The 13389-nt window shown below is 26.9% G+C and carries 13 protein-coding genes; 7 read left to right on the top strand and 6 right to left on the bottom strand.

The window, feature by feature from the left end; all coding sequences use genetic code 11:
* Window positions 1-31 precede the first annotated feature (31 nt).
* Genes CRU95_RS01210 through cheB form a run of 5 tightly spaced genes read left to right on the top strand, consistent with a single transcriptional unit; the run spans window position 32 to window position 5073 of the window.
* Window positions 32-400 (top strand): response regulator, encoded by a 369-nt coding sequence (locus CRU95_RS01210; protein ID WP_013135570.1) that lies wholly within the window; start codon window positions 32-34, stop codon window positions 398-400.
* Window positions 401-412: 12 nt separating this feature from the next.
* A complete protein-coding gene (locus tag CRU95_RS01205; RefSeq protein WP_129099325.1) occupies window positions 413-2461 on the top strand; it encodes a chemotaxis protein CheA in 2049 nt (682 codons plus the stop codon).
* Between the two features lie 2 nt (window positions 2462-2463).
* Window positions 2464-3306 carry a protein-glutamate O-methyltransferase CheR gene (locus CRU95_RS01200; protein ID WP_129099324.1) on the top strand — a complete coding sequence of 281 codons (843 nt, stop codon included), beginning with the start codon at window positions 2464-2466 and terminating at the stop codon, window positions 3304-3306.
* Window positions 3303-3980: a chemotaxis protein CheD gene (locus CRU95_RS01195; protein WP_129099323.1), complete on the top strand. Its 678-nt coding sequence runs from the start codon at window positions 3303-3305 to the stop codon at window positions 3978-3980. Before CRU95_RS01200 ends, CRU95_RS01195 begins: the two co-directional genes overlap by 4 nt.
* Window positions 3981-3990: 10 nt before the next feature.
* The gene (gene cheB, locus CRU95_RS01190) at window positions 3991-5073 is read left to right on the top strand and encodes a chemotaxis-specific protein-glutamate methyltransferase CheB (protein ID WP_129099322.1); all 1083 of its coding nucleotides are present in this window, start codon (window positions 3991-3993) and stop codon (window positions 5071-5073) included.
* A gap of 90 nt (window positions 5074-5163) precedes the next feature.
* Here cheB and CRU95_RS01185 read toward each other — a convergent pair whose 3' ends face one another.
* Both CRU95_RS01185 and CRU95_RS01180 read right to left on the bottom strand, forming a co-directional pair.
* On the bottom strand, window positions 5164-5562 hold the full coding sequence (locus tag CRU95_RS01185) for a hypothetical protein (protein WP_129099321.1): 399 nt from the start codon (window positions 5560-5562) through the stop codon (window positions 5164-5166).
* A gap of 12 nt (window positions 5563-5574) precedes the next feature.
* Window positions 5575-6633, bottom strand: a complete 1059-nt coding sequence (locus CRU95_RS01180) for a hypothetical protein (protein WP_129099320.1) — start codon at window positions 6631-6633, stop codon at window positions 5575-5577.
* Between the two features lie 131 nt (window positions 6634-6764).
* Between CRU95_RS01180 and CRU95_RS01175 the strand changes: the two genes are divergently transcribed.
* Window positions 6765-7454, top strand: coding sequence for a hypothetical protein (locus tag CRU95_RS01175; protein ID WP_129099319.1), 690 nt, complete (start codon window positions 6765-6767; stop codon window positions 7452-7454).
* Window positions 7455-7562: 108 nt separating this feature from the next.
* On the top strand, window positions 7563-7712 hold the full coding sequence (locus CRU95_RS16550) for a hypothetical protein (RefSeq protein WP_164969698.1): 150 nt from the start codon (window positions 7563-7565) through the stop codon (window positions 7710-7712).
* Here the strand turns inward: CRU95_RS16550 and CRU95_RS16970 are convergent.
* From CRU95_RS16970 to CRU95_RS01160, 4 genes are read right to left on the bottom strand one after another with little or no spacing between them, the layout of a single operon-like run.
* Window positions 7709-7942 carry a hypothetical protein gene (locus CRU95_RS16970; RefSeq protein ID WP_375153679.1) on the bottom strand — a complete coding sequence of 78 codons (234 nt, stop codon included), beginning with the start codon at window positions 7940-7942 and terminating at the stop codon, window positions 7709-7711. The two genes, CRU95_RS16550 and CRU95_RS16970, sit on opposite strands and share 4 nt — an antisense overlap.
* Before the next feature lie 29 nt (window positions 7943-7971).
* Entirely contained in the window at window positions 7972-8997 is a 1026-nt protein-coding gene (locus CRU95_RS01170; protein ID WP_164969697.1) for a leucine-rich repeat domain-containing protein, read from the bottom strand.
* Window positions 8994-10829 (bottom strand): hypothetical protein, encoded by a 1836-nt coding sequence (locus tag CRU95_RS01165; RefSeq protein WP_129099317.1) that lies wholly within the window; start codon window positions 10827-10829, stop codon window positions 8994-8996. The genes CRU95_RS01170 and CRU95_RS01165 overlap by 4 nt, the downstream gene beginning before the upstream one ends.
* A gap of 27 nt (window positions 10830-10856) precedes the next feature.
* Window positions 10857-13385, bottom strand: coding sequence for a type VI secretion system Vgr family protein (locus CRU95_RS01160; RefSeq protein WP_129099316.1), 2529 nt, complete (start codon window positions 13383-13385; stop codon window positions 10857-10859).
* Window positions 13386-13389: the final 4 nt, after the last annotated feature.

The following is a 13389-nucleotide window of genomic DNA, read 5'->3' as shown; positions in this document are numbered from 1 at the left end:
GAATATTATTTTTTCGTATTAAGGAAATACTATGGCAAAGCTTTTAATAGTGGATGATTCGACTATGTTAAGAGACATGTTAACATACGCTCTCAAAGAGGGTGGATATAGTGATGTAATTGCAGCAGTAGACGGTGTAGACGGTTTAGAAAAAGCAAATGGAAATAACTTTGATTTAATTATTACTGATGTTAATATGCCAAATATGGATGGATTGACATTAATTGGTGAACTAAGAAAAGTAGATAAATATAAAACAAAACCTATTTTAGTTTTAACAACTGAAAGAAGTGATGACATGAAAGCAAAAGGGAAAGCGGCAGGAGCTACTGGTTGGATTGTAAAACCATTTGTTCCAGATCAATTACTAAAAGCTGTTAATATAGTTTTAAATAGATAGGAAGGTGTTATTATGTCTGGTTTTGATATATCAAAATATAGAGAAATGTTTTTAGAAGAAGCTGTAGAACTTTTTGAATCAGCTGATAATGTTTTATTAGAAGCTGAGACAAATGGCTCACTTACTGAAGAAGAAATGGGTCAGCTTTTTAGGGATGTACATACTTTAAAAGGAAGTGGAGCTTCTGTAGAACTTCCAATATTTGCAGAATTTACTCATGATGTTGAAAATATGATGGATAAATTGAGAAACCACCAAATAGAATATCTTCCTGAAATGGCAGGTGTTTTAATTGACTGCATGGATGTTATGAAAGAGATTTTGGAATTAGAAGTTGCAGAAGATATTGATCGAAATACTTTTGAATCAATGACTTCAGAGCTTTTAATCCAAATAAGAGCATATATTAATGGAGAATCTATTTCTCAACAAAATGAAATACCAACTGAGGTTATTCAACAAGAAGAGATACATCCTGAAGTTATTCCAATAGAATCTTCTAGTGAAAAAATTAACTTAAATTCTAATTCTTATGGAATATTTGAAGATGATATTGATGTTGAAGATTCATTGGAAAATGATTCTTTTGGATTTTTCAATGATAATATTAAAATTTCAAATGCATCTACTGAAAGTTTAGATAATGAGAATTTTGGATTTTTTGATGATGCTCAAGAGATTACACCAACTGCAACTATAAAAGCGCCAGAAAAAGAAGAAACACCAATAGTAGAAAAAAAACAAGAGTCTTCAACACCAAATTCAAAAGCAGTTGCTCCTGCAAGTGCACCAACTGCTACTAGACCAGCTGCTGCTGCACGAAATAGAGAAGAAAAAAAACCTGCAGCTGCAACTAATAACATTAGAGTAAATCTTGACAAAATTGATTTATTAATGAATAATGTTGGTGATTTAGTTATTACAAATGCAATGTTAAAACAATTTACTTCTTCTATCGAAGATAATAAAGTACAAAATTCAGTATATGAAAGATTAGAACAACTTGAAAGACATATTAGAGATATGCAAGATTCTATTATGAGTATAAGAATGGTACCTATGGAATCAATTTATTCTAAGTTCCCAAAAGTTGTAAGAGATATTTCTAAGAAATTAAATAAAAAAGTTGATTTCAAACATTTCGGTGATAATGTTGAGATTGATAAAGCTATGATTGAGGGTTTGACAGATCCTTTAATGCATATTATTAGAAATTCACTAGACCATGGTATTGAAACTCCTGAAAATAGGGTAGCTTCTGGAAAAAATGAAATGGGTGAGATAATCATTTCTGCAGAACAAGCTAATGGTCAAATGATTATTACAATTGAAGATGATGGTAAAGGAATTGATGGAGAAAGAGTTGCTCAAAAAGCTCTAGAAAATGGATTGATTGATGAAAATCAATTATCAAAAATGACAGATAATGAAAAAGCAATGTTAGTATTTGGAGCAGGTGTTTCAACAGCAGATCAAGTTACAGATATCTCAGGACGTGGTGTGGGGATGGATGTTGTTAAAACTAATATTCATAAATTAGGTGGAGCAATTAATTTAGATACTACAATTGGTGGTGGTACAACTATTACTATTATGTTGCCATTAACACTTGCAATTCTTGATGGTCTTGATATAGCAGTGGGTGAAGAAAGATATATCTTACCTTTAAACTCTATTGTTGAATCATTACAACCAACTTCTGAAATGATTAAGAAGATTGGTGATGGTGCTCAAGATTTATTAATGTTAAGAGAAGAATTCATTCCAATTGTAAAACTTCATAAACTTTTTGGAGTAGAACCAGGATATCCTAAACTTGAAGATGGAATGTTAATAGTCGTTAAACAAGGTAACACAAAAATTGCAATTGCTATTGATGAATTCTTAAATCAATATCAAGTAGTTGTTAAACCTTTGGATAAAAATTTTAGACCAGTTCAAGGTATAGGTGCTGCAACTGTTAGAGGTGATGGAAGTATTGGCTTGATTTTAGATGTATTAGGAATAATAAATGCACAAATCAAAAAAGAAAAAGAATTAGGTATAGTTAAAGCTTCATAAAAATGGATGATACTTTACATTTACATGAAAAAGTAAAAGAGTTGTTATACTCTTTTACTGGGATAACTCTTACTGAAAATAAAGATATTATGATTTCAAATAGACTTCATAAATTAAAGAGGAATGCTTCATTTCAAGGTTCTTTAGATGATTTACTGGATGCTATTAAAGAGGGTAATTATAAAACAGAATTTATAAATGCTTTTACAACTAATAAAACACATTTCTTTAGGGAAGAATTCCATTTTGCTGATTTGAAAAATAGGGTTTTACCTGAGTTGTTAAAGCATAGTCAGGATATAAAATTATATTGTTCTGCTTCATCAACTGGAGAAGAACCTTATTCAATGGCGATGACAATTTTAGAAACACAAGAAGAATTAGGAAAAAGAATAAATGCATCAATAATCGCAACAGATATTGATACTAATGTACTACAATATGCAGCAAATGGGATATACCGGTTTTCAAAAAGTTCAAAAGAATTTCCCAGTTGGTTAAAACCCCAAAAATACTTTAAAAAAAGAGTTGAAAAAAGTTTAGCATCGGAAGAGATTCTTATAAAAGTAAAACCAGAACTTCAAAAAATGGTTACTTTTCAAGTTATGAATTTAAATGATGCAAATTATCCTTTTGCAAAAAATCAATTTGATGTAGTATTTTGTAGAAATGTACTAATTTATTTTTCTGCAATAGACCAAGAAAAGATTTTATTTAGGTTGTTTAGACATCTAAAAATTGGAGGAACGCTATATATTGGGCATTCTGAAAGTCCTGGTAAACTTGAGGCTTATGTTAGAAGAATAGGGCAAAATATTTTTATTAAAGAGAAGGAAGTATCTTGATAATTTTAGGTCATAAAGATGGAAGCATTGAAAAAATCTCTAATAATCTTTCTACTCAAGTAATAAAAGGATATCGGGCACATACTGTAATTGGTGGAGAATTTGCGGTTAGTTCAGATAATGATAATGTAGCTTTTAAGACTTTACTTGGCTCTTGTGTTGCTATTATGTTTTATGATACAGCTAAAAAAATAAAAGCTATGAACCATTTTTTACTTCCGACGACTAATAATTCAAATGAAGATATGAAATATGGGCTTTATTCAGTTGAGGCTATGTTAAATGAAATGTATAAATTAGGATGCCAAAAGAAAGATTTAAGAGCAAAGATTTCTGGAGGTGCAGATATTATGCAATTAATGGCTAGTAGTATTAATTCTATTGGACATAGAAATGTTGAATTCGCTAAAGATTTTTGTAAATCAGAAGGTTTTAAAATACTTTCTGAACATACAAGAGGTGATCATGCAAGATTAATTTTGATGACTAATGATTTTGAAACATTTATAAAAGTTACAAATAAAAATGAAACAGATTCAAAAGTTATTCAAGAAGAAAAATCTTTACAAGTGGAAATTACAAAAGCACCAGTTCTCAAAGAGTATGTTGGTGGTGTGGATTTATTTGGCAATGATCCAGAACCAGCTCCTGAGATGGATATTGAACTATTTTAAGGCTATTTAAATGTATACAGTAATAGTAATTGATGATTCATTATCAATGAGAAGAATTTTAAAAGATATTATTAATTCTATTGATGAATTTGAAGTTATTGATGAAGCAGTTGATGCCTTTGATGCAAGAGAAAAAATCAAGAAGTTTGAACCAGATATGGTAACTATTGATATAAATATGCCAAAAATGGATGGAGTTACTTTTTTAAGAAACCTAATGAGACTTCATCCTATGCCAGCTGTTGTAGTATCAGGTGAGGGTGCAAGAGGAAATGATATCTTTGATGATGGTGCTGTTGGATATATAGAAAAGCCTGCGAATGGTGAATCAATGATGTCATTTCAATCAAGAGTAAAAGACAATTTACTAAATCTTACTTTTTTATTAAAACAATATACACTTAAAAAGCCTAAAGCACAATTTATCCAAAAGAACAAAACAAAGATAGAAACAAATACAAAAAATCATCCTGATGAGTTACTTCTCTCAAGTCCAGCAAGATTAGGAGGTTCTAAAGTTATTGCAATAGGTTCATCAACAGGTGGTGTTGAATCACTACTTAAAGTTTTTAAATCTTTGCCAAATGATTTACCTCCAATAGTTATTACACAACATATTCCATATGGTTTTTCAAGGTCTTTTGCCCAAAGATTAAATACTGAATCAGCTCTTGAAGTTTTTGAAGCTACTGATGGAATGAAACTTGAGAAAGGAAAAGCTTTTTTAGCTCCTGGTAATATGCATTTAAGTATAGAAAAAAGAGGGAATGAATATTATACAAAACTTATTGATGGAATAAGAATATCACATCATAAACCAAGTGTAAATATTATGTTTAGATCCGTTAATAATGTTATAGGAAGTTCTGCTATGGCTGTGATGATGACAGGAATGGGAGATGATGGAATGATAGGAATAAAAGAGTTATTTGACAATGGTGCTTATACAATCGCTCAAAATGAAGAAAGCTGTGTAGTTTTTGGAATGCCTAAAAAAGCAATCGAAGTTGGTGCTGTAAAAGATATTGTACATTTAGATGAAATAGCTCAATATATAGTTGATTTTTCTAAGAATTTAAAAAGATATATTTAATAATATACTTATGTTATTTAGTATTGAAAACTATAATTTTCAAACTAATTGTATATTTACTTCTAAGCTATATCATACAAAAAGAAAACCTTACTTTTTGTATGTTGTTAAGTCATCCATAGAAATAAAAAGAGACTTATTAGCTATTTTCCCATATCTATCTCCAAGCTTAGTGTCAAATATTTTTGAAATTCTAACTGATTTACCACTCAAATAAAATGAACTCTTTATTTGTCTATCTTCTAGTAAACTATCATTTTTTGAATAATTACCATTATAAACAAATATTTCAGTTTTTGGATTTATCATTGTGTAATATATCCATTTTTCATTAAGTTTTTTTTGTGCTTCTTCTTTTTTATTGTCTTTTTCCTCTACATTTGTAGTTACAACTTCTTCTTTTGGTTTATCTTTTTTAACTTGAAATACATTTGCACAACCTGAAATTATTAAAACTGATAATAATACTAATAAATTAAATTTTTTCATATTCCCCTCTTTCTATTTATATAAGTATCTTTTTCTTACTTTTGTTATTTTATCTTCAAATTTTACATATGCTGAAGATATTTTATAGATAGTAAATCCAAACATATCTTCTCCTTCTTTGAATATTTTATCTTTATAAATAATACTATTATCATTATATGTTATATTTTTCATATATTTTGATATGTCATTTAAATCTTCAAGTTTTACAGTATCATTAGAAGCAACTTGTTCTTGATTTTGCTCTTTTGATATGTTATCTTCTTGGCTAATTGTTTCATCTATTGTTGTTTCATCATTATTTACTACATCTACTGTTGTTTCATCTAGTGCATTAAGAATTTTTTCTGAATTTGCTAGATTTTTTTCTTTTGGCATGATAATTTTATCTTTAGGAGATGATTCAATCTCTTTTTTCTCAAATGTTTCTTCTACAATTGGTAAAGAAATAATATCTTTATTTGCTAATTGAATATCAGAAGGATTCAATGTTTTGTTATTAAAAGAGATGAAAGAAACTAATAAAATAAATATAGGAATTATTAGCAAAATATATTTTTTTGTACCTAAGCTATTTATATAATTTATATCAATCTTAGAAAAATACTTTTTTATTTCTTTGTAATTGATTTTGGAAAAATATTTAAAAAGAATCATTTTAAGGTTTTTTATAAATTGACTAATACTTTTTATAATCTTATCAAGATATTGATTTTTTCTACCCTTCTCTCTATGATTTTCACTTACATTTTTATTTTCATTGATTTTTATTGACTCATCTTTTTCTATATAGTTTTCATTTAACTCTTCTAAATTTATAATTTTATTTTTTAAATCAATTATTTCATTAATATTTAAAATATCTTCATTTTCATCTAATTCATTTATTAACTTACTAATTAATTCATTATCACTATTAATATATTCATTCTTTTTAATTTGATTTAGAATATTGATTAATTCTTCATCATGAATTATGGTGTATTTATTTAATAAATAATTTGCAGACAACTGCCCCTCTTTATCCTCGAGTATTTCTTTATAAATATTATTATAGTTTTCATAATTCACTTTAGTTTACTCCTTTAAAATAATAGGGAAATTATTGCTTAAAATTAGTTAAAGTTAGTTTAAATAAAGTAAAATGTAATCAAATTAATTATATAATTGTGATTTTAATATTATATAATATAAGGATTCCTTTGATTGATTTTTTTAGAACTAATACAAAACTAATAAATTCACTAAAAAATAAGTTTGTAATTTTTAGTGCAGGATATAAAGGTGGTATAGGTAAAACTATAATTTCATTAGGAATAGCAAAAGAACTTGATATTCCCTATATTACAAATGATGAAGGCTCTGCCCTATCTGGTGGTATTCAGTTTTATAAAAATACATATTATACTTATGATTATAAAGTAGATGAAAAACTTGCTAAATCAAATATCGTAATGATTGATTTAGCGGGATGTTTTGTTTTAGATAGAACTATTTTAAGACTTATAGAAAAATCAAACTTAATTATTTTGCCTACTGGAGAAAATCCATATTTAGATCATACGGGTTGTTTAATTACAGCAAATAACCTGTATGATTTGAATCCAAATATATTATTTATTACTACAGGAATAGAAAATGATAGATTAAAAGATACAATGTTTGAGTTTAATAAAATAAAAAGTAAATACCCAAATTTTGAAAAACTAAAAGTACTAGGTTTATCAAAGTGTAATCAAATTATCACAGAGTCTTTCGCAAAAAAAAGGACATATCTAAGAACATATCTATCTTTAAATGATGAATTAAAAAAAGAATATAAAAGATTTGCAAAAGACTGGACAAACATAATAAAAGAAATTAATTTAAGAATTGAAAAAAATAAAGGATAAAGATGTATAAAAAAATATTTATACTTGTATTAATAGTTTTAACTTTTACTTCTTGCTCTTCAAAAGAAGAGAAGACTAAAGAGCTTTTAGAGATAACAAATTCATAAAGTGACTTTAGATAATTTTTCCATTTCAAAATATGAAATTACTTATAAAGAGTTTGATCTTTATAGTGAGATTGTTGGCAAAGATTTAATTAGAAAAAAACATATTGGAAAACCCTTTAGAGACGAGAATAATCCAGTAATGGCTCCCTAATAGTCTTTATTTACTGTTAAAATAGAATTAGACTCTATCGTCTCTTCTTTGTCATTATCTATTATTGTTTTTGAATTATTTTGTATATGTTTAAACTCATCATTAAGTACAAGGGTATTCATATCCTTTTGTGCTCTTAAAGAGAGATTTTCATCTCCCCTTTTATCTTCAAATGCTATTTCGTTGTACCCTATTTTGTCTTCATATTGTGAAATAGAATGGGTCTTTATAGAAATTGTGAGATTTTATTATATAAATTCTATAACCCTAACCATCTTTTCCAAAAAGTTTTTAAAGTGCCATCTTTTTCAAAGCATGATTTACGGTCTCGTATATCTTGAGTGTTTTTTGGAGAACACCATCTTAGTGGTGTATTACTTGCAGTAAATGTTAAATACTTTGGATCTCTATCTGTGTCTGCCATTACTCCGCTTGCATCTGTAACTTGCGTACCTGATATATTGAGTATAGTTAACTTAGATAGTTTTTTTAAAACAGATATATCTTTTATCCTTGTATTGTTAATAAATAACTCTTGCATATTTGGAAAGTTAAGTATAAAGTCAACGTTTGTTATAAACTTGTTATTTCTTAAACTTAATCTTTCTAGTTTTTTAAGATTTGTTAAAGAATTCATATCTTGCATAGTAGTAGTTTTAGGAGGAAGAAATACTATTAGATTTTTAAAATTATTAATCATATGAAAATTTTTAACTTTGATACCTCCTAATACTAAAAACTCTAAATTTGTTAAATCTTTTATTTGAGATATATCTATAGTATCAATATTTTTAATGTAACCATAAGATAATTGTTGTAAAGCATTAATATTATTTATTGGGCTTAAATCTTTAACTTGTGTATTATAAAGATCTAACTCCTCTAAATATTTTAAATCTTTTAAAGCACTCAAGTCACTGACTGGATTATCTGATAAATTTAACTCTTTTAGTTTTGTAAGATGTTTTAAAATTGAAATATCTTTTACTTTACTTCTTGGTAGGGAAAGAGAGGTAAGACTTACAAAAAATTTTAAAGGAGATAAATCTGTAACATTGTAAATATCTGCATCTGCTGAAAAATATTTACTACCAGTTCGAGCATAAAGATACGCACACATATCTTTATCATGTTTTATAGATTTATATTTTGCAATAGCTTCAAATGTAATTTTTTGAGAAGGTGTTGGATTATTACACATCTTCATAAAATCTTCTTCATTTGCCAATTCTCCTGCAAATAAAAAACTACTTGTTATAAAAAATCCTAATAGTATTTTTTTCATCTTTTTGCTCCTAATCTTTGCAAAAAATCTTTTACTTCTTTGTGTAGCCATCTTCTACTTGTGGAGTGGGATTCTATAAGAAGATACATTAAACTTCCCCTTTTGAGAGTATCATTATAAGGATTTTTATCTTCATTAAATTTTTCTTGTTTAGGGGTAAGTTTATGAGTACTATCTTCTAGCTCTCCAAAATTTCTAAACTCAAACACTGAATTAATATTAGTCAATAAATTTCTAAGAAGTTTTAATTTCACATCAACTTCACCTGTCGCAATATATTCTGCCTTATCTATTTTAGATATAATATCTGGTAAGGTACTTCGTAGTTCTTGAGCTTTTTTATCATTAGATATAAGAGTCAAGAGTAAATCTAATAGATTAAATTGAGTTTTGTTTTTTTCATATCTCTCCTCTACATCTTCAATATATTTTATAAACTCATAATAGTTTTTAGTTTCTTTTTTAGAGCTATATATATCATCACTTGTTACAGCAACATTTTTTATCCTATCTTTTAAAAAACTATTTTCAAACTGAATATTTGGCTTAGCATAAGTATTATCATAATAAGCAATATTATGTTGTAGTATTTTATAAAGAATATTCCATAAAGGATTGCCTGTACCTTGTAATGTTTCAGGATTGATATTTAAAAATGCTATTAGATGAGGAATAAGTTCATTTTCATTTAATAATAAAAGTAAATATTCTAGTTTAGAAAAGTTGGATTGATTTGTATTTTTAGCCACAATTTGATTAAGGTCTCTAATGATTTTATCTACATCTTTATCAATACTCTTTATAAAAGATTTTAAGTTTTTATTTTCAGTTGCCTCTATAATCGTATGCTCTTTTTTATCAATCTTCTTTTTTAAATCTTTATGATTTACTTCGTAAGTTTTTTGCTCTGAGAGTTGGTCTATTATGTTTATAATTTCAGCTAAAATTTTTTTCAATTCTAGTAAAAGTTTTTCTGTAGTAAAGGTATAGAGTTCTAGTCCTTCTTTATAATCCATTTGATTATAATCTGAAATTCCCCAAGCTGGACTTATAAATGTTTTAAGTTTACTAAACCCACCAGTAAGATTCTCAATGGGAAAAGACTCAATATAGGTCTTAAATTTATTTATAACTTCAGATAAAGCACTAGTATTTAATTTCTCGAACTCAGCAGAAAGTGTTTCCATCGAAAAATCTGCCAACATTCTTTGTGTCATATCAAAGTCATTATATAAACTTAATACTTCTGCATCTTTATGAAAAAATTTTTCACTCACTTTTACTTGATGAAGTTTTTTAAAAAATGGTGTTGAGAGGTAAGTAATAGATTTTATCTTCCATTCTTTTGGCCATTTAGAACCTAATGCTTCTATTTGTTTTGTCATCTCATTGATAACATTTCCACCATGAGAATGCCCTAAAAGATGAAAATGTATAGGCTTATTTTGCCAAGTTTCTTCATAATATGCTTTTTCTCCATTTGCACCACAAAATCTATTAATTAAATATGCCCCAGCTATTTCTCTATTTTCTTTAGAATTGTCTCCGCTCCATCCATGAAAAGAAAACAACACTAAATTTACATACTTATCATCAAAAGCTTCTATTTGTTCTTTAAACTTTTTATCCCAATAGTTTACTGGTACTTGAGTATAACTCTCATGATTTTGTAAAGCTAAATCTTGTGAAGTGTCTTTTGTATAACTATTTGCATGTTTACTTTTTGCAGTAGATGCATTAACAGGATCAGTAGTTCCAGCTATTAAAACCAATATATTTAAAATATCATTTGGTTGTTTTACTCTATTTAATGTTTTTCCACTAGCAGCCATATAACAAGCCTTTTTCATCAAAAATATTTACCATTGCATTTCACCTTCTATTTCATATATATCCTCAATAGAAATATTGTATTGTTCTATCAATTTATCAATATCATACTCCTGAGATATTTTAGAGTTTTTAACAGTTGTATTTTTTGTTTCTTTTATTAACTCTTTTTCATTATTATCTAAAATAAAAATAGTTGTTTCTACACTAGTCCCCTCTTTTAAACTTGTATCTGCATTTAGAACAATATCTTTTGCAATCTTTTTAGTTATAAATTCATTATTAATATTATTGATTCGTATATTTATAACATCTCCTTCTTTACCAACTATATTTCCATCAACCCCGTTATCAGTAGAATTCTTAACATAATTAGGAGTATGAAAGAATATTCCTGAACTATCTATTGTAGCTACATTTCCTCCACATCTTAGGCTTATACCTGTTTTTGCTTCTAGTGTTATCTCATTTGAAGCTTCATACAAAGCATTTGTGGTATCTAGATGAAAGCTATCTTTTATATCTACTCCCATCTCATTTGCTACTTGGATAAAAAGGTTTTCTAGGTATTTATCACTTGCATCTTTTTCTATATATTTTAAGAGTATATTTCTTATTGATAAAGATAAGTCCTCTTCTATATATGTTTTTTCATCTCTTTTTACTATTGTATTAATATCTTTCAAACCATGAATTTCATAATCTTCTTTAACAGTAGTAATCTTTTCTTTCTCTACAGTATTTATCTGGTTTTCTTTTATATTTTGTGTATAGTCTTTATTTACAGTTAAAATAGAATTAGCTTCTACAGTTTCTTCTTTATCATTATCTATTATTGTTTTTGAATTATTTTGTATATGTTTAAACTCATCATTAAGTACAAGGGTATTCATATCCTTTTGTGCTCTTAAAGATAGATTCTCATTTCCTCTTTTATCTTCAAATGCTATTTCGTTGTACCCTATTTTGTCTTCATATTGTGGAATAGAATGGGTTTTTATAAAAGATTTTGTTTTCTCTTTTGGAAGGTTATATGGATTCTTATTTTCTCCATTATGTAAAGTTCCTATAATAATTGGTAAATCTGGATCTCCATTTATAAAGCTTACTATTACTTCAGAGTTAACTCTTGGAAGAAATTGAGAACCATATCCATCACCACTAAACATATTTGACAATCTTAAGTAACAAGAAGTTATTTGATTACTCTCAAAGTGAAACAATACTTTTATTCTACCTAGTTCATCTACATCTATTGTATTGCTATAATCTTTTGTATTAGAATTACCATTAGATACTATTGCTGTTTGTATTGAGTTTATATTAGGCTTTTTTATTTTATATGGTGGTTTATATATTATATCTTTTGGAATGGCTGTAAATTCAACTTCATATTGAAGTTGATGCTTTTTAGTCTCATCTATGTTTTGTTTATACTCATCTAAAGCATTTGGAAAGAAGCCTTCATATTTTACTTCTAAAATAATAGAATCAATATGCTTATTTGCCTTTTCATCTTCTAAGGTTATACATAAAGAATCATTTATATTTAACTCCTCAGAAGTTCCTTTTATGATATTTGACTTTACATACTCCCTTTGAGAGTCTATTTTACTATATCTATTTAGGTCTTTATAATAAGACTCATCTAATATATTTAGTTTATCTCTAAATTTTTCTCTTTTTATATCCATTCTTAACTGTCTAGTACTTTCATTGTCTTCAACACTAGAAGTTATACTAGAACCTGTTTGGATTTTATATTGTAAACTTGGTTTATCTTTATCATAAAAATCTTGTATATAGTTTGTAGATTTAAACTCTTTACTATGATTAAAACTACAAGTAGAAGAATAAGTATTTACAATAGCATGCTCATTTAACTCACAAAGAGTTATAGTATATGGATCATTAGAAGAGTAATCAAGAATTAAACTATAACCCTCCTTCTCACAAAGCATTTGAATAAACTCTAAATCACTTTGATTATATTGAGTTGTATACTCTTTAGTTGGAGCTTTTATTAGGTCTAGTTTAACATCTATTTTTAGATTTAATAATTGGTTATATCTATTTATTATCTCAACAATAATATCAGATGTTTTTTTATTGTGAAATATCTCGTATTTATTATTTAAACTAAGATAATACATAGGAGATACAACTTCTATAATATAAAGATGTTTCTTAGCAACAATAGAATCTTCACTTGCTTTAAATATTTTACCATATATTGTTTTTTTAATTAAAGGATTAATATTATCTTTAAGATTTAACTCAATATCTGTATCAACAATATCCTCAATATTGATAAAATCATCACTAACAAAAGTAATAGTAAAAGAATAAGGATTATTAACACTACTAGAACCTAAAAGTCTATAGACATTAAAACTTCCATCTATAATACCAACTGTAGCGTTTGGTTTATAATTTAATAGTTTTATCCTTGCACTTATATCTTGTTTTACTTCTTTTCGTAGCTCTTTTAAGTTTAATCCACTTTTTATTGCCTCTTCTATCTCTTCTACATTATTTCTTATTATCTCTTTTGACATGTAC

Origin of the sequence: Arcobacter sp. F2176 (assembly GCF_004116465.1) — a bacterium.
Classification (GTDB): domain Bacteria; phylum Campylobacterota; class Campylobacteria; order Campylobacterales; family Arcobacteraceae; genus Arcobacter; species Arcobacter siniprincipis.
This window is presented reverse-complemented; position numbering and strand designations above follow the sequence as displayed.

Excerpts from the sequence above, each read along its gene's own strand:
- CRU95_RS01210 (WP_013135570.1), top strand. The coding sequence starts at position 32 with ATGGCAAAGCTTTTAATAGTGGATGATTCGACTATGTTAAGAGACATG.
- CRU95_RS01205 (WP_129099325.1), top strand. The coding sequence starts at position 413 with ATGTCTGGTTTTGATATATCAAAATATAGAGAAATGTTTTTAGAAGAA.
- CRU95_RS01200 (WP_129099324.1), top strand. The coding sequence starts at position 2,464 with ATGGATGATACTTTACATTTACATGAAAAAGTAAAAGAGTTGTTATAC.
- cheB (WP_129099322.1), top strand. The coding sequence starts at position 3,991 with ATGTATACAGTAATAGTAATTGATGATTCATTATCAATGAGAAGAATT.
- CRU95_RS01185 (WP_129099321.1), bottom strand. The coding sequence starts at position 5,562 with ATGAAAAAATTTAATTTATTAGTATTATTATCAGTTTTAATAATTTCA.
- CRU95_RS01170 (WP_164969697.1), bottom strand. The coding sequence starts at position 8,997 with ATGAAAAAAATACTATTAGGATTTTTTATAACAAGTAGTTTTTTATTT.
- CRU95_RS01165 (WP_129099317.1), bottom strand. The coding sequence starts at position 10,829 with ATGGCTGCTAGTGGAAAAACATTAAATAGAGTAAAACAACCAAATGAT.
- CRU95_RS01160 (WP_129099316.1), bottom strand. The coding sequence starts at position 13,385 with ATGTCAAAAGAGATAATAAGAAATAATGTAGAAGAGATAGAAGAGGCA.